Source organism: Kitasatospora viridis, assembly GCF_007829815.1.
Lineage (GTDB): Bacteria > Actinomycetota > Actinomycetes > Streptomycetales > Streptomycetaceae > Kitasatospora > Kitasatospora viridis.
The window spans coordinates 280,836-301,641 of record NZ_VIWT01000005.1 but is presented as its reverse complement, the minus strand read 5'-3'; the positions used below and the strand labels follow the sequence as shown (position 1 = coordinate 301,641).

15 protein-coding genes are annotated in these 20,806 nt (G+C 74.8%); 8 read left to right on the top strand and 7 right to left on the bottom strand.

The features are described from left to right. The first annotated feature begins 60 nt into the window (after positions 1–60). Both FHX73_RS37930 and FHX73_RS37925 read left to right on the top strand, forming a co-directional pair. Positions 61–1,506, top strand: a complete 1,446-nt coding sequence (locus FHX73_RS37930; RefSeq protein WP_145910591.1) for an MFS transporter — start codon at positions 61–63, stop codon at positions 1,504–1,506. Between the two features lie 107 nt (positions 1,507–1,613). Next, positions 1,614–2,744 carry an LLM class flavin-dependent oxidoreductase gene (locus FHX73_RS37925; protein ID WP_246214138.1) on the top strand — a complete coding sequence of 377 codons (1,131 nt, stop codon included), beginning with the start codon at positions 1,614–1,616 and terminating at the stop codon, positions 2,742–2,744. Here FHX73_RS37925 and FHX73_RS47430 read toward each other — a convergent pair. From FHX73_RS47430 to FHX73_RS37895, 6 genes are all read right to left on the bottom strand, one after another. Beyond that, complete coding sequence (locus tag FHX73_RS47430) at positions 2,690–5,473, bottom strand: AAA family ATPase (RefSeq protein WP_145910590.1); 2,784 nt, start codon at positions 5,471–5,473, stop codon at positions 2,690–2,692. The genes FHX73_RS37925 and FHX73_RS47430 overlap by 55 nt on opposite strands. A gap of 132 nt (positions 5,474–5,605) precedes the next feature. Further along, on the bottom strand, positions 5,606–6,379 hold the full coding sequence (locus FHX73_RS37915) for a thioesterase II family protein (RefSeq protein ID WP_145910589.1): 774 nt from the start codon (positions 6,377–6,379) through the stop codon (positions 5,606–5,608). Beyond that, positions 6,376–8,193: a dipeptide ABC transporter ATP-binding protein gene (locus tag FHX73_RS37910; RefSeq protein ID WP_145910588.1), complete on the bottom strand. Its 1,818-nt coding sequence runs from the start codon at positions 8,191–8,193 to the stop codon at positions 6,376–6,378. Before FHX73_RS37910 ends, FHX73_RS37915 begins: the two co-directional genes overlap by 4 nt. Then, a complete protein-coding gene (locus tag FHX73_RS37905; protein WP_246214137.1) occupies positions 8,190–9,035 on the bottom strand; it encodes an ABC transporter permease in 846 nt (281 codons plus the stop codon). The genes FHX73_RS37910 and FHX73_RS37905 overlap by 4 nt, the downstream gene beginning before the upstream one ends. A gap of 4 nt (positions 9,036–9,039) precedes the next feature. Further along, on the bottom strand, positions 9,040–10,122 hold the full coding sequence (locus FHX73_RS37900) for an ABC transporter permease (RefSeq protein WP_246214136.1): 1,083 nt from the start codon (positions 10,120–10,122) through the stop codon (positions 9,040–9,042). Continuing rightward, complete coding sequence (locus tag FHX73_RS37895) at positions 10,119–11,768, bottom strand: ABC transporter substrate-binding protein (RefSeq protein WP_145910586.1); 1,650 nt, start codon at positions 11,766–11,768, stop codon at positions 10,119–10,121. The genes FHX73_RS37900 and FHX73_RS37895 overlap by 4 nt, the downstream gene beginning before the upstream one ends. 136 nt (positions 11,769–11,904) lie before the next feature. On the opposite strand from FHX73_RS37895, the gene FHX73_RS37890 reads away from it, so the two are divergent. Beyond that, positions 11,905–12,780: a LysR family transcriptional regulator gene (locus FHX73_RS37890; RefSeq protein WP_145910585.1), complete on the top strand. Its 876-nt coding sequence runs from the start codon at positions 11,905–11,907 to the stop codon at positions 12,778–12,780. 22 nt (positions 12,781–12,802) lie between these two features. Here the strand turns inward: FHX73_RS37890 and FHX73_RS37885 are convergent, their stop codons facing one another. Beyond that, positions 12,803–14,008, bottom strand: a complete 1,206-nt coding sequence (locus tag FHX73_RS37885; RefSeq protein WP_211786460.1) for an acyl-CoA dehydrogenase family protein — start codon at positions 14,006–14,008, stop codon at positions 12,803–12,805. Positions 14,009–14,702: 694 nt separating this feature from the next. Between FHX73_RS37885 and rph the strand changes: the two genes are divergently transcribed. The 5 genes from rph to FHX73_RS37860 all read left to right on the top strand — a co-directional run bounded on the left by rph (position 14,703) and on the right by FHX73_RS37860 (position 20,714). Further along, positions 14,703–17,339 (top strand): rifamycin-inactivating phosphotransferase, encoded by a 2,637-nt coding sequence (gene rph, locus FHX73_RS37880; RefSeq protein WP_145910584.1) that lies wholly within the window; start codon positions 14,703–14,705, stop codon positions 17,337–17,339. Between the two features lie 127 nt (positions 17,340–17,466). Continuing rightward, positions 17,467–18,234 (top strand): amino acid ABC transporter ATP-binding protein, encoded by a 768-nt coding sequence (locus tag FHX73_RS37875; RefSeq protein WP_281292779.1) that lies wholly within the window; start codon positions 17,467–17,469, stop codon positions 18,232–18,234. A gap of 74 nt (positions 18,235–18,308) precedes the next feature. After that, positions 18,309–19,247, top strand: a complete 939-nt coding sequence (locus tag FHX73_RS37870) for a glutamate ABC transporter substrate-binding protein (RefSeq protein ID WP_145910583.1) — start codon at positions 18,309–18,311, stop codon at positions 19,245–19,247. Positions 19,248–19,252: 5 nt separating this feature from the next. Beyond that, positions 19,253–19,891, top strand: coding sequence for an amino acid ABC transporter permease (locus FHX73_RS37865; protein ID WP_246214135.1), 639 nt, complete (start codon positions 19,253–19,255; stop codon positions 19,889–19,891). Positions 19,892–19,901: 10 nt separating this feature from the next. Continuing rightward, positions 19,902–20,714 (top strand): amino acid ABC transporter permease, encoded by an 813-nt coding sequence (locus FHX73_RS37860; protein WP_145910581.1) that lies wholly within the window; start codon positions 19,902–19,904, stop codon positions 20,712–20,714. Positions 20,715–20,806: the final 92 nt, after the last annotated feature.

Below are 20,806 nucleotides of genomic sequence, written 5' to 3'. Positions count from 1 at the left end.
AAGCGTCGACCGCGGCCGTTCCCTCGACGCTGCCCCGTCCCATGCTCAAGGAGCCCGGTCATGACGACCCAGGACCAGCCATCCGTGGCCGAGCCACCCACCCCTGCCGCGCCGGCGGCACCGACGCCCAGCCGGGCCGGCTCGCTGGCCCTCGCGGTGATCGTGACCTGCCAGTTGATGGTGGCCGTCGACGGCAACATCGTGAACATCGCGCTGCCCCGGATCCAGTCCGGCCTCGGCTTCTCCCCCGACGGCCTGGCCTGGGTGTTCAGCGCCTACTCGCTGGCCTTCGGCGGGCTGCTGCTGCTCGGCGGGCGGGCCAGCGACATCCTCGGGCGCCGGCGGATGTTCGTCTGGGGCCTGCTGCTGGTGGTCGTCGCCTCGCTGCTCGGCGGGCTCGCCCCGAACCCCGCGCTGCTGATCGCCGCCCGGGCCGCCCAGGGCGTCGGCTTCGCCTTCGCCGCGCCCGCCGCGCTCTCGCTGATCGCCGTCACCTTCAAGGAGGGCCCAGAACGCGCCCGGGCGCTCGGCGTGTTCTCCACCGTCGCCGGGCTCGGCATCACCATCGGGCTGATCCTCGGCGGCCTGCTCACCACGCTCTCCTGGCGCCTGGTGTTCTTCGTCAACGTGCCGATCGGCCTGGCCGCCGTGTTCCTGGCCACCCGTCAGCTCGCGGAGACCGAGAAGCACCCCAGCCGCCCGGACGTGGTCGGCGCGCTCACCTCCACCGCCGGCATGACCGCCGTGGTCTACGGCCTGATCAACGCCTCCTCGGCGGGCTGGGGTTCGGCCACCACCGTGGTCGCCCTGGTGGTCGGCCTGCTGCTGCTGGCCGGCTTCGTGGTCACCGAGTCGCGGGTCGCCCAGCCGCTGATCTCGCTGCGGCTGTTCGCCCAGCGCGCCCGCTCCGGCGCGTACGCGATCTTCCTGCTGCTGTTCGCCGCGATGGGCGGCACCTACTTCCTGCTCTCGCTCTACGTCCAGGACGGCCTGGGCTTCCACCCGCTGACCGCGGGCCTGGCCTTCCTGCCGATGGCCGTCGCCCAGTTCGGCACCGCTCGCAGCGCCGCCAAGCTGATCCCCAAGTACGGCGCGAAGACGCTGATCGTCACCGGCGCGGCGCTGATGCTCGCCGACAGCCTGTGGCTCGCCGCCACCGGCCCGCACAGCGGCTACCTGACCGGGCTGTTCGGCCCGCTGGTGCTGCTCGGCGCCGGACTCGGGCTCGGCTTCGTCCCGCTCAACATGACCATCCTGGCCGGCCTCGCGCCCAAGGAGACCGGCTCGGCCTCCGGGCTGCTGCAGGCCGTCCAGCAGATCGGCCTCTCACTCGGCGTCGCGGTGCTCGCCACCCTCTACGGCGGCTCGCTGCACGGCGCCCAGCACCCCGACCGGGCCCAGCTCGCCGACGGCCTGTCCACCGCCGTGGTCGCCGCGGCGGCGTTCAGCGGCGTCGCCGTGCTGCTCGGCCTGCTGGTCATCACCCGGCCCCGGCCCAAGCCCTGACGGGTCGTCACCCGCCCCGACCCGAGCAAGCCCCGACGGGTCGCCGCACGTCACCGGTGCGCCCGGGCCCGACCCGGGCGCACCGTCCTGAGAAAGGCACGCACCCCGTGAGCACCTCGCAGCACCTGCACCTGGCCGCCGCCCTCGACGGGGCCGGCTGGCACCCGGCGGCCCGCCACCAGCCGCAGGCCGCCCCGCGGCCGTTCACCCTCGACCACTGGGCCGGGCAGGCCCGGCAGGCCGAGGACGCCCTGCTCGACTTCGTCACCGTCGAGGACCCGCTGTCGCGCGCCCCCGGCCCCGGCGAGGAGCTGGACCGCCGGCTCGGCCACACCCTGCACCGGCTGGACGCACTGACCCTGGCCGGCGCCCTGGCCGCCCGCACCACGCGGCTCGGCATCATCCCCACCGTCGTGGTCAACACCGTCCAGCCCGCCCCGGTCGCCAAGGCGATCGCCACCCTGGACCACCTGAGCGCCGGCCGCGCCGGGCTGCGCACCCAGCTCAGCCCCACCAAGCCGATCCCGCTGGAGGTGCTCTTCACGCCCGAGGTGCAGGCCCAGCTGCGCGGCAGCTTCGACCGGGCCGCCGACCTGGTCAAGGTGGTGCGGGCGCTGTGGGACGGCGTCACCGAGGAGCGGGCGCTGGCCGAGCTGGTCCCCGGCCGGTTCGCCGGCGCCGACAGCGCGGGCGACTGGGAGTTCTCCCCCACCGCCTCCACCGCGCCCCGCCCGCCGCAGGGCCACCCGGTGGTCTTCACCCTCGCCCACATCAGCATCCCGTGGCGCTACGGCGCCCAGGCCACCGACGTGGTCTCGGTGACCCCGCACGACCTCGACGAGGTGCGCGCGGCCGTCGCCGAGATCCGCGAGGAGCAGCAGGCAGTCGGCCGGGCCGGGCAGAGGGTGCACGTCTTCGCCGACCTGCTGGTGCACCTGGACGCCGAACCGGGCGCGGCCAAGGCCCGGCGCGAGCGCCTGGACGAGGCGCTGGGCGCCGAGCACGCCTCGGACACCCTGGTCTTCACCGGGACCCCCGCCGAGCTCGCCGACCTGCTGCAGGACTGGCAGTCGGCCGGGCTCACCGGCTACCGGCTGCGCCCGGCCAGCACCGCGCACGACCTGCCGGCGATCGCCACCGGCCTGGTCCCCGAGCTCCAGCGGCGCGGCGCCTTCCGCACCGGCTACGCCGAGGACACCCTGCGCGAGCGGCTGGCCCTGGGCACCGTGGCGCCCTGAGCACCCGTCGGCCGGGCGGCGCGCCGGGGTGCGGTGTGCCGCTCGCCGGCCGGGGCGCCCAGCGAACGCGCCAGCTCGGCCCGGCCCTTGACCCGCAGCTTGCGGTAGGTGTGGGTCAGGTGCTGCTCGACCGTGCTGACGGTGATGAACAGCCGCTCGGCGATCTCCCGGTTGGAGTGGCCGGCCGCCGCCAGCTCCGCGACCCGGCGCTCGGAGGCGCTGAGCCCGGCTGGGTCGTCCTCCTCGGCCACGCCCTTCAGCCGGGCCAGCAGCGGCACCAGGCCCAACTCCTCGGCCCCGCCCAGCGCCTGGCGCAGCGCCTCGCGGCCGGCCGGCCGCTGCCCGGCCGCCAGCAGGGCCTCGCCCAGCTCGGCGAGGGCCCAGGCGAGTTCCGCCCGGTCCCCGCAGTCCTCCAGCAGCTCCACCGCCTCCCGCAGGAGTTCGATCCGGCGGGCCGGATCGCAGGCGGCCAGCACCCGCAGCGTCAGGCCGCGGGTGCGCGGCCGCCCGGCGCCCGGGTGCCCCAACTGGGCCAGGGCCAGCGCCCGGGCCTGCTGCGGGCGGCGCAGCGCCAGCAGCGCCCGGGCCGCGTCGGAGCGCCAGGGCAGGAAGGAGGGCAGGTCCAGGCCCCACTCCTCCAGCAGCCGCCCGCAGCGGGTGAAGTCCTCCAGGGCCGCGTCCGCGGCGCCCGTCGCCAGCCGGTGCCGGCCGCGCGCGTGCAGGAACTGCGCCCCGTACCGGGTGCGGACCAACCGGTCGGGCAGTGCCGGGAGTTGCCGCTCCAGCTCGGGCGCGGCGCCGAGCGCGGCGGTAGCCAGCATGAGGGCCGAGAGCGGCGCGCCCAGCCACACCCCCCAGCCGCTCGGCGGGAGCAGCTCCAGGGCCTGCCGGGCGAGTTGCTCGGCCGCCGAGGCCTCGCCGAGCCGCACCTTGATCTCCGCCATGGTGGCGGTCAGCAGGGCCTGCCAGACCGGGATCCGCCGGGCCGTCACCTCCCGCAGCAGGCCCGCGCACCACGGCGCGGCCAGGTCCGCCCGGTCCGCGTACACCAGCACGTACAGGGCGGACTGCAGCGAGCCGTAGGTGGTGTCGTCCAACGGCGTGGTGCGCAGCACCAGTTCGGCGGTGCGCAGGTCGTCCGGGGTGCCACCGGAGCGCAGCACCCGGGGCAGCGCCAGGGCCGAGCGCTGCTGGGGCTCGCCGGCGGGCAGGCCGGGCGGCGGCGCGGGGTGGCCGGGCGGCACCAGGTGCGGCGCGATCGCCCGCAACTGCTCCAGCGAGCGGGTGAGTTCGTCGCGGTCCGCGGCGTCGGCCGGGGCCAGGGCGGTCAGCGTGCCGGCGATCTCGGCCTCGGTGCCGTGCCAGCTCAGCATCCGCACGAAGCCGGTGCGCTGACGGTCCGTCATCTCCACCTGCCCGTGGGCCAGCGGGCGGATCAGCCGGTAGGCGGCCCGCGGGTCGGTGCGGAACCGGACCACGCCGCGCAGCAGGGCCACCTCGGCCTCGCCCGGCGCGGCCGCGGCGGCCAGCGCCAGGCAGGCCTCGGCGAAGGCGTGGTCGTCGCGGCGCAGCGCCGCCCGCCCGGCGTCCAGCAGCACCGGCAGGGCCCACGGGCCGGTGGCGTCCCGGGCTGCCAGCAGGTGCGCGGCGACCGACTCCGCCGCCGCGCCGGACTCGTACACCAGGCGGGCGGCGCGCAGGTGCCGGGCGGTGCGCTCGGCCTCCGGCAGGCCGTCGAGCACCGCCCGGGCGACCGCCGCGCCGCGCAGCCGGCCGTCGGCGACCAGCCCGGCCGCCTCCAGCGCCGCCAGCGCCTCCGGGGCCGGCCCGCCCAGCAGCTGCGGCAGCAGGTCGGTGGAGCCGGACTCGGCCAGCACCGCCAGCGCCCGGGCCGGCTCGGCCGCCCCGGCCCCCACCCGGTGCAGGCAGGCCCGCACGGCCAGCGCGAACGCCGGGCCGGGCACGGGCCGCGCCGACGGTCCGTCAGCCGCGCAGTCCTCAGCGAGGGCGCGCAGCAGCAGCGGGTTGCCGCCGGTCAGCTCATACCAGGAATGCAGCCAGGAGGACGGCAAGGCCGCGGGGACTCCCAGCAGCCCGGCCAGCAGCTGCGCGGTGCCGCGCTCGCCGAGGCGGTCGGCCCGCAGCCGGGTGAGGTGCGGCAGGCGCAGCAGGGCGGTCCACCAGTCGCGGTCGGCGCCGGAGTCGCTCGGCGGGTCGGGCTCGGTGACGACCAGCAGGACGGGGGCGGTCGGGGACCAGGTGGCCAGGTGGATCAGGGTCTGCCGGGACTCCGGGTCGGCGTACCGCAGGTCGTCCACGGCCAGCACCAGCGGGGTGCGGGCCGCCAGGTCGTGCAGCAGCAGCCAGAGTTCCTGGTCCACCCGCAGCGGCACCCGGCCGGTGCCGGGCGGGTCCGCCTGGCACTGCTCGGCGGCTCCCGGCAGGTCCAGCAGCGCCAGCGCCGCCGCCCGCTCCTGCGGCGGCAGCCCGGGGCTGCGCAGCAGCTGGTGCAGCACGCCGAAGCGCACGGAGCGCTCCGCGCAGCGGGCGGTCGCGGTGAGCACCAGGGCGCCGCGGGCCTCGGCCGCCGTGCCGAGGGCGCGCAGCAGTTCGGTCTTGCCGCAGGCGGCCGGGCCGGTCAGGGTGAGCGTGCCGCCCCGCCCGCCGAGGCAGTCGTCCAGCAACCGTTCGAACCGATCCAGCTGGGTGTCGCGTTCGACAGGATTCACGTCTGCTCCCCCGTTGTCACGGCCGGGGCGCTTCGGCTTCGTCGCCCGCCCCGGTGGTGTCGTTCTCTGTTCCGCCGTCCGCCGGACCGCGCTGTCCGCCGGAGTGGCCGCACCGGTCGGGCCGGGGCGGTGTCAGGCCGGGCCCCCCGGCCCGGCAGCGGGTGCGGTGCTCAGCCGCTCGGTCAGCAGGGCGGTGATCGCCGCCCAGTGCTCGGTGAGGAAGAAGTGCCCGCCGGTGTACTCGTGCACCTCCACCGGTCCGGTGGTGTGCCCGGACCAGGCGGCCGCCTCCGCCGGGGTGACCTTGTGGTCCCGGTCGCCGGTCAGCACCGTGACCGGACAGTCCAGCGGCGGGCCCGGCCGGTGCCGGTAGGTCTCCACCGCCCGGTAGTCGGCCCGCAGCGCGGGCAGGATCATCGCGGTCAGCTCCGGGTCGGCGAGCAGCGCGGGCGCGGTGCCGGACAGGCCGGCGAGTTCCGCGAGCAGCGCGGCGTCCGGCGCCCGGTGCAGGGCGCGTTCGGCGCGCGCGGTCGAGGGGGCGCGCCGCCCGGAGGCGACCAGCACCCGCGGGCCGTGGCCGGTGCGCTCGGCCAGCCGCCGGGCGGTCTCGTAGGCGACCAGGGCGCCCATGCTGTGGCCGAGCAGCGCGGGCGGCTCGGGCGACCACAGCGGCAGCAGCACCTCGGCGAGGGCGTCGGCGAGTTGTCCGACGTCGGTGATCGCCGGCTCGCCCCGGCGGTCCTGCCGGCCCGGGTACTGCACGGCCGAGACCTCGACGTCGGGGCCGAGCGCGGCGGAGAGCGGGAACCAGAAGTTCGCCGAGCCGCCGGCGTGCGGGAAGCACACCAGCCGGGCCGTCGCGGCCGGGGCGGGGTGGTAGCGGTGCAGCCACAGCTCCTCGCTCATCCGACCCGGCTCCCGTCCGCCATGGAGCTCAACAGGCTCCTGGTGTAAGGGTGTTCGGGGTGGTCGAAGACCTCGTGCACGTCGCCGGACTCCACCAGCTCCCCGTCCTTCAGCACGATCAGCCGATCGCTCATGTGGTGCACCACTCCCAGGTCGTGCGAGATGAACAGCAGCGCCAGGCCCAGCTCCCGCTGCAACGAGACCAGCAGGTCCAGCACTTGGGCCTGGATCGACACGTCGAGCGCCGACACCGGCTCGTCGCAGACCAGCAGCCGGGGCTCGGTGGCCAGCGCCCGGGCGATCGCCACCCGCTGGCGCTGCCCGCCGGACAGCTGCGCCGGGCGGCTCTGCCGCACCGCGGCCGGCAGGCCGACCTGGTCCAGCAGTTCCGCGATCCGCGCGTCCCGGGCCGTGCCGCGTGGCAGGCCGGCGGCGGCCAGCGCCTCGCCGAGGATCCGGCGCACGTCGTGGCGCGGGTCGAAGGAGCTCAGCGGGTCCTGCTGCACCAGTTGCAGCAGCCCCCGGCGTGGGCGGCGCTGACGCTCCGTCAGGCCGCTCCAGGGCTCCCCGGCGAAGGCCACCGCGCCGGCGTCCGGTTCGAGCAGGCCGAGCGCGATCCGCGCGACCGTGGTCTTGCCGGAGCCGGACTCGCCGACCAGGCCGAGCGTCTCGCCCGCCGCGACAGCGAACGACACGTCGCGCACCACGTCGTGCGCGGTGCCGTCGGGGGCGCGGTAGGTCTTGGAGACGCCGGCCACCTCCAGCAGCACCGGCCGCTGCGGGTCACCCGACGCGGGCTCGGCGACGCTGGTGGCCGTAGTGGCGACGGCGAGCGGCAGCGCCCGGTCCGGGTACCAGCAGCGGGCGCCGTGCCCGGCCGCGAGGTCGCCGGCCGCCGGTTCGACGGCCGGCAGCTCCGCGCGGCAGCGGTCGTCGGCCAGCGCGCAGCGGGCCGCGTACGGGCAGCCGTCCGGCCCGGCCGCCGGGCGCGGCGGCTGCGGCACCGCCAGCGGCAGGCCCTTGCGGGCCCGGCCGGGCACCGCCGCCAGCAGCGCCTTGGTGTACGGGTGCCGGGGCTCGCCGAGCACCTGCTCGGCCGGGCCCTGCTCGACCACCACGCCCGCGTACATCACCGCCACCCGGTCCGCCAACCGGCCGACCACCGAGAGGTCGTGACTGATCAGCAGCAGTGCGGTGCCCTGCTCGACCAGCTCGCCCAGCAGGTCCAGCACCTGCGCCTGCACGGTGGCGTCCAGTGCGGTGGTGGGCTCGTCGGCGAGCAGCAGCTCGGGGCCGGCCGCCAGCGCGGAGGCGATCAGCGCGCGCTGGCGCAGCCCGCCGGAGAGCTGGTGCGGGTACTGCGCGGCCCGGCGCTCGGGCTCCGGCACGCCGACGTCCGCCAGCAGCTCCAGCACCCGCTCGCGGGCCTGGGCACGGGTGACCGGCAGGTGGGTGCGCAGCGCCTCGCCGATCTCGGCGCCGACGGTGCGCAGCGGGTCGAGCGAGACCAGCGCGTCCTGGAGCACCAGGCCGATCCGGCGCCCGCGCACCCGCTGCCACTGGCGCTCGGTGAGCGCGGCGAGGTCGAGGCCGTCGAACTCCAGCCGGTCGGCCCGGACCCGGGAGTGGCGTCCGGTCATGCCAACCAGGGTCCGGGCGGTGACGCTCTTGCCGGAGCCGGACTCGCCGACCAGGGCCAGGCACTCGCCGCGCCGCAGCGCGAGCGAGACGTCGCGCACGACGCCCGGGCCCGGGCCGAACGCGACCCGGAGGCCTTCGACGGCGAGGAGCGGGGCGGGCGGGTTGCCGGTCACAGGGCCCTCCGGGTGAATCGCTGCTGGAGGTGGCGGCCGACCACGGTGACGGCCGCCACGGTGACGGTGACGGCCGCGCCCGGGAACACCCCGAGCCACCAGGCGGTCTCCAGGAAGCTGCGGCCCTCGGAGAGCATCGCGCCCCACTCGGGGGACGGCGGGCGCGGGCCCAGGCCGAGGAAGCTCAGCCCGGAGGCCGCGATCAGCGCGGTGCCGAAGCCGACGGTGGCCAGGGTGAGCAGCGGCGCGAGCGAGTTGGGCAGCACGTGGCGCAGGATCAGCCGCCAGCGCGGCACGCCCAGCACGACCGCCGCCTCCACGTACCCGGAGCGGCGCACCAGCAGGGCCTCGGAGCGCACCATCCGCCCGTAGCCGGGCACCAGGGCCAGCCCGATGGCGAGCACCAGGTTGCCGGTGCCGGTGCCCAGCACGGCGATCACCAGCAGCGCCAGCAGGGTGGCGGGCAGGGCCAGCAGCACGTCGGCGGCGCGCATCAGCAGCTGGTCGGCGAACCGGCCGCCGAGCGCGGCGGCCAGGCCCACCACGGCGCCGCCGACCACCGCGATCACGGTGGAGCCGAAGCCGAGCGCCAGCGCGGGGCCGGCGCCGTGCACCAGCCGGGAGAACACGTCCCGGCCGAGCTGGTCGGTGCCCAGCAGGTGGGCCGAGCCCGGCCCCTGCAAGGCGTTGACGGGGTCGGTGGCGGTCGGCGACAGGCCGGTCAGCAGGTCGGGGAAGAGGCCGGCCAGCAGGATCAGCAGCAGCACCGCGCCGGCCACCAGCACGCCCGGGGGCGGCAGTTGGACGCGGCGGCGGGCCTGCGGCACGGATGTCGTGGTCACCGGATCACCTGCTCCCGAGTCGGGGATCGAGTCGGGGGTCGAGCACGGTGTAGAGCAGGTCGACGACCGCCGAGATCACCACGAACAGCAGCGCGGACAGCAGCACCACCCCGATCACCACCGGCACGTCGCGGCTGTTGACCGCCGAGAGCACCAGCGAGCCGACGCCGGGCCGGCCGAACACCGACTCCACCAGCACCGTGCCGCCGAGCAGCGAGCCGGTCAGCCAGCCGGTCAGGGTCACCAGCGGCACCGCGGCATGGCGCAGCGCGTGCCGCGCCACCAGGGTGGCGCGGCCCACACCGCGGGCCCGCACGGTCACCGCGAACGGCTGGCCGAGCGCCGCCTCCAGGCCCTCCCGCAGCACCTGGGCGAGGGTGCCGGCGAGCGGCAGCGCCAGGGTGACGGCGGGCAGCACCAGCGCCGCCACGCCGTCCGCGCCGGCCACCGGGAACAGGTGCAGCTGGAAGGAGAAGGCGGTCAGCAGCACCAGGCCCAGCCAGTAGGAGGGGGTGGAGACGGCGATCAGCTCCCAGACGCTGGTCAGCGCCCGCAGCGCGGGCGGGCGCCCGGCCGTGGCCACCGCCGAGAGCACGGCCAGCAGCAGGGCCAGCAGCACGGCGGAGAGCGCCAGTTGGACGGTCGGGCCGAGCTGTTCGGCGATCAGGTCGGTGACCGGGCGCTGCAGTTGGTAGGACTGGCCGAGGTCGCCGCGGAGCAGGCCGCCCAGGTAGTGCAGGTACTGCACCGCCACCGGCTGGTCGTAGCCGAGCTGGTGGCGGATCATCTGGCGCACCTCGGGCGAGGTGGTGGTGGCGGGGCCGAGCAGGGTGGCGACCGGGTCGCCCGGGATCAGCTGCAGCGCGGCGAAGGCCAGGGTGGCGGCGCCGAACATCACCGCGACCGCGCCGACCAGGCGCCGCAGCACCGCCCGCAGCAGCCCCGGCAGGCGGGCCGGGCGGCCCGGCCGGGCCGGGCCGGCCGCCGCCGGCTCGGCCCCGCCGGGCGCGTCGACCCCAGCGACCCTGCCGGCCCCGCCGGTCGAGTCGGTCGAGTCGGTCCCGCTCGTTGCTTGACGCGGCGTCACGGCGTCCGCCAGGCGTCGTAGAAGTCCAGCCAGGTGTCGGAGTCGTAGCCGAGTCCGCCGACCTTCGTCGAGACGCCGGTCAGGGCGACCGGGGTGTACACCGGCACCACCACGGCCAGGTCGATGGCCCGCGCCTGGGCCTTCTGGTAGACCTGCTGACGCACCGTCGGGTCCAGCGTGGCCCGGCCCTGGTTGGTGAGGTCGTCGAGCTGCTGGTCGGGCAGGAAGGTCGCGTTGATGCCGCCCTTGGCCGGCGCGTCGGCCGAGTTGAGGAACTGCCAGAGCACGTCCGGCTCGAACCGGGTCCAGGACAGGTCGACGATGTTCGCCTTGCCGCCGTACACCAGGGTCGAGTAGGCGCCGACGTCCAGCGAGGGGCGGACCACCTCCACGCCGATCTTCTTCAGGTCGGCCTGGATCGCCTGGCCGAGGATGTCGCGGTTCTGCTGGGTGGCGTTCGCCGACAGCTGCGGCCACTGCAGGCTCAGCCGGTGCCCGTCCTTGGTGCGGTAGCCCTCGGCGTCACGGGCGGTCCAACCGGCCTGGTCCAGCAGCTGGTTGGACAGGTTCTGGTCGTAGGGCCAGGAGTTCTCCAGCGCCTTGTCGTAGCCGGGGGTGGTCGCCGAGATCGGGCTCCAGGCGCGCGGGAACTGGCCGAACTCGACGGTCTTGACGTCCAGGTCGAGGTCGATGCCGCGCTGGACGGCCTGCCGCACCCGCTGGTCGTCCAGCGGCGCCAGCGAACCGTTCAGCCACAGGTTGTAGTTGCCGCCCGGCTCGGACTGGCCGAGCAGTTTCACCGCCGGGTTCGCCTTCACCGCCGCCACGTTCTGCGGCGGCACCGCCTTGGCCACCTGCACCTGACCGCTGTTCAGCGCGCCCACCCGCACCGAGGCGTCGGGCAGGAACCGCACCACGATCTTGTCCAGGTGCGCGGGGCCGGTGTGCGCCGCCGTGGCGGGCGCCCAGTCGTAGTCGGGGTTCTTCTCGAACACCGCCTCCTGACCCTTGCTGTAGCTGACGAACTTGAACGGGCCGGTGCCGACGTCCGCCGGCCCGCCCTGCCCCAGCTTCGAGGTGTCGCCGGCCAGCGCCTTGGGCGAGTAGAAGCCCAGGTAGGTGGTGCTGGCCGCCTGGAGGAACGGCGCCGACGGGGTGCCGAAGTCCACCCGCACCGTGTACGGGTCCAGCACCTCCGTCCCGGTGTACGAGCCCAACAGGCTCGCCGCGTACTGCGACTTGGTCTGCTTGGCCACGATGCTGTCGAAGTTCGCCTTCACCGCCGTCCCGTCGAACGGCGTGCCGTCCTGGAACTTGACGTCCTTGCGCAGGTGGAAGGTGAAGCTCTTCAGGTCCGGCGCCGCCTCCCAGGAGGTCGCCAGCCAGGGGTGGAACTTCCCCTCGGCGTCCTCGGAGACCAGCGAGTCCAGCACCTGCCGCTGCAACTCGGCGGTCAGGTCCTGGGTGGAGACGTGCGGGTCCCAGGAGACCGGCTCGGTGTCCACCGCATACGTCAGGGTGCCGCCCGCGACCGGTTTGCCCGCGACCGCGGTGGCGCCGCCCTGGCCGCCGCAACCGGCGAGCAGCAGGGGGCCGGCGACGGCGGAGGCGAGGACCCGGGCGAGGCCGGGTCTGAATACGCGCATGAGTACTGTTCCTATCCGACTGGTGTTTCTGTTTTCCACGTGCTTCTGTTTCCGCGCATTGCGTCTTCGTGTCGCCGCCGACGAGCGGCCGTGCCGGGCCAACCCCGCTGAGCTGGAACGCTGTTAGGCTCGGAAGGTGACGAGAACCCTGGACATCGCCGTACTGCGCAGCATGGTCGCGATAGCCGAGAACGGCGGATTCCACCGCGCCGCGGGCGCGTTGGACATCTCCCAATCCGCCGTCAGCCAGCACGTCCGGCGGCTGGAGCGGATCATCGGGCGGCCGCTGGTGGAGCGCCACGGCCGCGGCATCCGGTTCACCAGCGACGGCGAGGTCGCCGTCACCGAGGCCCGCCGGGTGCTCGCCGCGCACGACGAGGCGCTGGTGCGGCTCGGCCTCGCCGAGACCGACCACCCCGGCTACCTGATCGGCACCACCGAGCACGCCGCCGAGGGCCTGCTGCCGGTGATCAGCCGCACGCTCGGCACCGAGTGCCCCGGCCAGGCCGTCCGCTTCCGACTCGACCGCAGCACCGCACTGCACGAGGCGATCGACCGCGGCACGGTGGACGCCGCCGTGTTCATCGGCAACCCCGGCCACCGGCAGAGCGTCCAGGCCGGCGAGGTGCGGCTGTCCTGGTTCGCGGCTCCCGAGTGGCGGGTGCCCGACCGGACGGCGCCGATCCCGCTGGTCGCCATCGACGGGCCCTGCGTGCTGCGCGACCGCGCGACCGCCGCCCTGGAGGGCGCCGGACGCACCGTCACCGTGATCGCCGAGGCCGCCCAGTTCACCGGCGTGGTCAGCGCGGTGCGCGCGGGGCTGGGGATCTCCCTGCTCGCCGACCACGGGCCGCTGCCGGCCGGACTGGTCCGGATCGGCGAGCTGCCCGAGGTGCCACCGGAGCGCCTCTACCTGCGCCACCGGCCGGGAGCGCCCTGGCCGTTGACCCGGGCACTGCGCACCGCGCTGGACTCGCTGGGTCTGCCCGATCGGGCAGACCGGGCGGCCTGACGTCACATCAGGTGATCGACCGTCACTCGAACTGGCGCAGGTAGTCGTTCAGCCTGGCCGTGCCGATGCCGAGCAGCGCCGAGTCCTCCTGCGGGGCGTGCACCCCGGCCGCCTGCACGTCCCGGAAGATCCGCTCCAGCGGGTTGTCCTGGGAGAGCGCCCCGCTGCCCAGCAACCGCACGGCCAGCTCGACCGCCCGGGTCAGGTCGCGGATCACCGCCACCTTCGCGGACAACGCCTCGTTGGCCGTGACCAGTTCGCCCCGGTCCAGCCGGCCCGCGATCCCGAGCACGAGCTGCTCGGCGGTGGACAGCAGCACCTCGATCTCGCCGAGCACGTGGCGGAACCGCTCGCCGGTGGCGATCGGCCGGCCGAGGTGGGTGGGCACCTTGGTGACGCCGGTGTGCAGCACGAAGTCCTGGGCCGCCCGCGCCGCGCCCAGGTAGAGGCCGGCCGAGATCAGCAGCACCGAGTTGGCGTGGTCCGGGTCCGCCTCCGGGCCGGAGGGCCGTCCGGTGGACTGGAGCGGTCCGTCGAACCGGATCAGCTCCTCGGGCCCGACCTCGACGTCGGTGAACACCACCTCGTGGCTGACCGTGGACCGCATGCCCAACTGGCGCCAGGTCGGCAGGATCTCGATCCCGGGCGAGCCGCCGGGCACGACGAAGATGGCCGTCTGCGGCACCGCCTCGTCGGTGGTGGCCCAGAGCAGGAAGTAGCTCAGCCCCTCGGCGCCGGTCACGAAGCGCTTGCGGCCGGTGATCGCCCACCCGTTGGCGGTGCGCCGGGCCACCGTGCCGCCGCCCCGGCCGGTGTCGGGCTCGGCCCGGGCGTGGTTCAGCAGCGTCGGGCCCTGGGTCGACTCGGCCAGGATCCGGCGGTAGAGCGCCTCGGGCCAGGGCCGGCCGCCCTGCAGCGCGTGCGGCACCAGCGTCATGCAGGCGATCAGGGCCACCGAGGTGTCGCCCCGGCCCAGCGCCAGCAGGATCCGGGCCAGGTCGGTGAAGCCGACCCCGGGCCCGCCCCACTCCGCGCCCACCGTCGCGGTCAACAGACCGGCGTCGTGCAGGAGTTGGATCGCCGCGTGGGGGAACTCACCGGTCCGGTCGTAGTGCGCGGCAGTCTTCGCCAGCGCCTCGGTGATCTCGTCCAGGCGGTCGAGCTGGGGCTTCGGCAGCTGGAGCCCGCCCTCGGCGGGCGCGGCGACGGTGCTGGGTGGGCTGGTCATGGCGGTTCCTTGAGGTCGTGGTTGGTCAACTCGTCGGCTCCGTGGCACGTGGGTCGGGCCGCGGGGCGGCCCGGTGCGAGCCCGGTGGGGATCGGCTCGGCGGTACTTCGGCTCGGGCGCGAGTCGGCCTGGTGGGGCGTCAGCGCAGGGTGGACGGCCGGTCGGCGGGTGGCCCCGGCCGGTTCGGACCGGGCGGCACGGCACCGGCCCGGTTCGCGGCCGGGTGGCGCCGGCGGACCGGTGGGCCGGGGAACGGACCCCGGGCCGGTCCTACGGACCGGCCGACGGGCGGCGCGGGCGTCGGCTCAGCGACAGCTGGCCGAGACGATCAGACCGAAGTCGACGATGCGACGACAGGTCAGCAGCGGCATCGGCGCGGGGGACAACCGCGGGCAGGCGAGCAACCGGGCCGGCTGCCGGCCCCCACTCTTCGCACTCGCGTTCCCGAACATGTAGTCGAGCATGCACGGTTCGGCGGGCCCGCGTCCACACCCGACTTGCGATCGGAACCGAACACCTGCGCTTATCAGTCGCTCGGTTCGGCGCAAAAAACAAGGCAAGGAGAACCGGCTCCCTGCCACTCTCAACCTATAGCGCACCGGGGGGCTTGCCACAAGACCCCCGTCACGTCGCATTATCGTCGGCCTAGGCCCTCCAGCCTGCGGTGACAGCGGAAAGAGCGGAAGAAGTCGCGATGGTCGAGCAGTACGTGGTGGACCTCCAGGAGGTCGACGGGACGCAGGTCGCCCTCGTCGGCGGCAAGGGCGCGCAGTTGGGCGAGCTGACGCGGATCGAGGGCGTCCGGGTGCCGGACGGCTTCTGCGTGACCACCGACGCCTTCCGGCTGGTCGTGGCGCAGGCGCCCGCGCTCGACGAGCAGCTCGACCGGCTGTCCCGCACCGACCCGCAGGACCGGGAGGCGATCCGCACGCTCAGCGCACGGGTCCGCCGCACCGTCGAGGAGCTCCCCGTCCCGGCCGAGCTCGCGGCACAGGTCACCGGCGCGCTCGCCCGGCTCGGCGACGGCACCCCGTGCGCCGTGCGGTCCAGCGCGACCGCCGAGGACCTGCCGACGGCCTCCTTCGCCGGCCAGCAGGACAGCTACCTGAACGTCACGGGGCCGGCGGCGGTGCTGCGGCACGTCAGCCGGTGCTGGGCCTCGCTGTTCACCGAGCGGGCGGTGGGCTACCGCCGCCGGGCCGGCCTCGACGACCGCGCGGTGCGGATGGCCGTGGTGGTGCAGCGGCTGGTGCTCCCCCGCGCGTCCGGCGTGCTGTTCACGGCCGACCCGGTCACCGGCGACCGGATGCTCGCCACCGTGGACGCCGGGCTCGGCCTCGCCGAGGCGCTGGTCTCCGGGCTGCTGGACCCGGACCGGTTCGCGGTGCGGGACGGCGAGGTGGTCAGCCGGACGGTCGCCGCCAAGGAGCGCGCCGTGCGGGCCCTGCCCACCGGTGGCACCGGGGAGGTGACGGTCGATCAGTGGCTGCGGGAGCAGCCGGCGCTGACGGACCGGGAGGCGGTGCGGCTGGTGGAGCTCGGGCGGCGGATCGAGGCGCACTTCGGCCGGCCGCAGGACATCGAGTGGTGCCTGGCCGAGGACGGCTTCCGGATCGTCCAGAGCCGGCCGATCACCACGCTGTTCCCCGTGCCCGAGCGCGCCGACCGGGAGAACCGCGTCTACGTCTCGGTCGGCCACGGGCAGATGATGACCGATCCGATGCGGGCGCTGGGGCTGTCGATGTGGCAGCTGACCGCCATGGTGGCGATGCACGAGGCGGGCGGGCGGCTGTTCGTCGACGTCACCGCGCGGCTGGCCGCGCCCGCGAGCCGGGCCGCCCTGCTGGAGATCCAGGGCCGGGGCGACCCGCTGGTGCGGGACGCCCTGGAGACCATCCTCGAACGCGAGGACTTCGTCCCGCTCCTCCCACAGATCCCGCAGTCGGCGCCCGCCGGACCGCCGCCGGGCGGTGCGCGCGCACCGCTGGAGACCGATCCGGCCGTCGTCACCGCCCTGGTCGAGCGCAGCCGGGCGTCCATCGCCGCCCTGGAGCGCGACATCCAGGCCAAGAGCGGGCCGGCCCTGTTCGACTTCCTGCTGGAGGCCTTCGAGGAGCACCGGCGGGTGCTCGGCGACCCGGTGAGCATCCAGGCGATCATGGCGGGCATGGAGAGCACCTGGTGGCTCAACGACCAGCTGCGGGAGTGGCTCGGCGAGAAGAACGCGGCCGACACCCTCACGCTCTCCGCCCCCGGCAACGTCACCTCCGAGATGGGGCTGGCGCTGCTCGACGTCGCCGACGTGATCCGGCCGCTGCCCGAGGTGGTGGCGTTCCTGCGCAACGTCGCGGACGGGGAGCTCGCAGAAGCAGGCTCCCCGACCGGAGACTTCCTGGACGAGCTGGCCGGCCTCCCGGGCGGGCCCGCGGCGCGCGCGGCCGTCGAGTCCTACCTGGAGCGCTACGGCATGCGCTGCGTCGGCGAGATCGACATCACCAGGCCGCGCTGGCGCGAGCGCCCCGCCACCCTGGTACCGGTGATCCTCGACAACGTCCGCAACTTCGAGCCGGGCGCCGCCGCGCAACGCTTCGAGCAGGGGCGGCGCAAGGCGCTGGCGAAGGAGCAGGAGGTGCTCTCCCGCCTGCGGGCCCTGCCGGACGGGGAGGCCAAGGCGGCCGAGACCAAGCGGGTGATCGACCGGGTCCGCACCTTCATCGGGTACCGGGAGTACCCGAAGTACGGCATCATCAGCCGCTACCAGGTGTACAAGCGGGCGCTGCTGGCGGAGGCCGACCGCCTGGTGGCGGCCGGGGTGCTCGCCGACCGGGAGGACGTCTTCCACCTCACCTTCCAGGAGTTCCACGAGGCCGCGCGCACCCGGCGGGTGGACGCCGGGCTGGTCGCGCGGCGCAAGGAGGCGTTCCGCTCGTACCACGCGCTCACCCCGCCCCGGGTGCTCACCTCGGACGGCCTGGCGCTGTCCGGCGCCTACCGGCGGGCGGACGCGCCGGCCGGCGCCCTGGTCGGCGTCCCGGTCTCCGCCGGGACGGTGGAGGGACGGGCCCGGGTCGTCCTCGACCTGGCGCAGGCCGATCTGGCGGCGGGCGACATCCTGGTCACGCCGTTCACCGACCCCAGCTGGTCGCCGCTGTTCGTCGCGGTCGCCGGCCTGGTGACGGAGGTGGGCGGGCCGATGACCCACGGCGCGGTGATCGCCCGGGAGTACGGCCTGCCCGCGGTGGTGGGCGTGGCGGGGGCCACCCGGCTGATCCGGGACGGGCAGCGGATCCGGGTGCACGGGAGCGACGGCTACGTCGAGCTGCTGACCTGACCGACCCGCGACTTCCAGAACATAACGGTCTGTCATCTTCGCCTTGGCACATGCCTGTTGTGGGTAGGTACCCGGTCCGGCCCGCGGATCGCGGGCCGTCGGGATCGAGACGGCGTGCGAGGTGTCGGTGGCGAGTGGTCCAGGCAGCGCGGCCCGCGCGGACGCGCTGCTGCAGCTCAGGGGGGTCAACAAGCGCTACGGGCAGGCGCACGTGCTGCGCGACGTCGACCTCGACGTGGCCGCGGGCGAGGTGGTGGTGCTGCTCGGCCCCTCCGGGTCGGGCAAGTCGACGCTCTGCCGGTGCGTGAACCGGCTGGAGACCGTCGACTCCGGCGAGATCGTGCTGGACGGCACCCCGCTGCCCGCCGAGGGCCGCGAGCTGGCCCGGCTGCGCGCCCAGGTCGGCATGGTGTTCCAGTCGTTCAACCTGTTCGGGCACCGGACCGTGCTGGACAACATCACCCTCGCGCCGGTCCGGGTGCGCCGGCTGGCGCCCGACCGGGCCCGGGCCCGCGCGTTGGAGCTGCTCGACCGGGTCGGGCTGGCCGACAAGGCCGACGCCCACCCGGCCCAGCTCTCCGGCGGGCAGCAGCAGCGCGTCGCGATCGCCCGGGCGCTGGCGATGGACCCCCGGCTGATCCTGTTCGACGAGCCGACCTCCGCGCTGGACCCCGAGATGATCGGCGAGGTGCTGGAGGTGATGACCGAACTCGCGGCCGAGGGCATGACCATGCTCGTGGTGACGCACGAGATGGGGTTCGCCCGCCGCGCCGCCGACCGGGTGGCGTTCATGGACCAGGGCCGGATCCTGGAGACCGCGCCGCCCGAGGCCTTCTTCGACCGACCGGAGTCCGACCGCGCCCGCGACTTCCTGGCCAGGATCCTGCGGCACTGACGGCCGGCCCGTCCGGCCCGTCTGTCCCGTCCGCCTCGTCCGCCCGTCCGCCCCGTCTGCAAGGAGACCCGCGCATGACCACACGCTCCGCCCTGGCCGTTCCGGCGCTGCTGCTGACCATGACGGTCGCGGCCGGCCTGACCGCGTGCAGCAGCTCCAACTCCGAGCAGCTGCCACCCAAACCCGGTGCCTCCGGGGACAGTTACCAGCAGGTGATCGACGCCGCGCCGGTGGCCGCCGCCGCGGACATCCCGGCCGGCAGCCTGATGGCGAAGATCCGGGCCCGCGGCACCCTGAACGTCGGCGGCACCGACGCGGCCGCGCTGTTCGCGCTCAAGGACCCGGTGAGCGGCAAGGTGACCGGCTTCGACGCGGGCCTGGCCGACATGCTCGCCAAGTACATCATCGGCCGCCCGAGCACCAACCGGGTGCAGGTGGACGTGACGACCCGTGAAGTGCTGCTGCAGAACGGCACGGTGGACTCGGTGATCGCCACCTACACCATCACCCAGGCCCGCGCCCAGAAGGTCGGCTTCGCCGGCCCGTACTACTCCTCCGGCGACGCGATCCTGGTCAAGTCCACCGACCACAGCATCACCACGGCCGCCGACCTGAACGGCAAGTCGGTCTGCACCGAGACGAGTTCGACCGCCGCCAACGACATCAAGCAGTTCGCGCCGAAGGCCACGGTGGTGCTCTTCCAGACCAACGCCGAGTGCCAGCAGGCCGTCGAGCAGGGCCGCACCGACGCCTACGTGCTGGACCAGGCACTGCTGCTCGGCGACGCGGCCCGGGACAAGAACGTCAAGGTGGTCGGCCAGCCGTTCACCGACGAGCCGTACGGCATCGGCGTGCCGCTGAGCTCGCCCGACATGAAGGCCTTCGTGAACAACTGGCTGAAGCTGATCGAGTCGGACGGCGAGTGGGCCAAGCTCTGGAAGGCGACGATCGGCACCGCCCTGTCCGGTGACGCCCCGACGCCGCCCGCCATCGGCTCGGCCGCCGGGAGCTGAGCCCGGTGCCGACGCAGGTGCTCGGCCCGCTCGGCCACGGGCTGCTGACCACCGTGCTGATGACCGCGCTGGCCTTCGCGGGCGCGCTGCTGCTGGGCGTGCTGCTGGCGGTCTGCCGGATCAGCCCGGTGCCCCCGCTGCGGCTGGCCGGCGCGGCCTACGTCACGGCGTTCCGCAACATCCCGCTGCTGGTGCTGCTGGTGCTGTTCGTCTTCGGGCTGCCCGAGATCGGGCTGCTCTACTCGCTGTTCGCGACGGTGACGCTGACCATGGCGCTGTACTGGGCCGCCTTCGTCTGCGAGGTGGTGCGCTCGGGCGTGCGGACCGTGCCGCGCGGGCAGATCGAGGCGGCCCGGGCGCTCGGCCTGACCTTCACCCAGTGCCTGCGCCACGTGGTGGTCCCGCAGGCGCTGCGCTCGATGGTGCAGCCGCTGGGCAACGTCTTCATCGGCCTGGCGCTCGGCACCTCGCTGGCGGCGGCCGTCGGCGTGCCCGAACTGACCGGCCAGGCGCAGCTGGTGACGCTCAAGTACGACAACCCGTTGACCAGTTTCGCGCTGACCACGGCGGTCTACGTGGCGATCACCCTGACCTCCGGGCTGATCACCGGCCGGATCGAACGCAAGGTGGCCATCAAACGGTGAGGGGCACGCGGTGAACGACGACAGCCAGCTCTTCGATCCGCCGGGCCCGCGCGGCCGGCGCCGGATCCGCAACGCCACCGCCGTCTCGGTCCTGGTGCTGGCCGCGCTGCTGGCGCTGGCCCTGCGCCAGTTCGCCGCGCACGGCCAACTCGCCCCCGCCCAGTGGCAGATGTTCACCCAGTGGCCGATCATCCGGTTCCTGCTCGACGGCGTCGAGCAGACCCTGCTGGTCACCGGGGTCGCGGCCGGCCTGGCGCTGCCGCTGGGCGCGCTGATCGCGCTGGTGCGGCTCAGCCGCAACCGGCCGGCCCGGGCGCTGGCCCGGGCCTACGTGGAGCTGTTCCGGTCCGTCCCGCTGCTCCTGCTGCTGTACGTCTTCCTGTTCGGCCTGCCCCGGGCCGGGCTGACCTTCCCGGTGTTCTGGCAGCTGGTCATCCCGATCGTGCTGGGCAACGCCGCGGTGCTGTCCGAGATCTTCCGGGCCGGTGTGCTGGCCCTGGACCGCGGCCAGTCCGAGGCCGCGTACAGCCTGGGCATGACCTACTGGCAGGCGATGACCTGGGTGGTGGTCCCGCAGGCCGTCCGCCGGCTGGTCCCCACCCTGGTCAGCCAGTTGGTCCGGCTGCTGAAGGACTCCACCCTCGGCTACGTGGTCAGCTACCTCGAACTGCTGCACAAGGCCCAGGTGCTGGGCGAGTACTACCACAGCGTGCTGCCCACCTACCTGGTGGCGGCGGCCTGCTTCGTGCTGATCAACACCGCGCTGTCGGGCCTGGCGGGCTGGCTGGAACGCCGCACCGGCCAGCCGGCCCAGGGCAGCTGACCATCAGTCAGGTGTTCGACACGGAGTGCGGCGAAGCCGTTCCGCGCCCCCGGAAATCCCAGTAGCCTGAGCCCTCCCGCGCTACGGGGGAC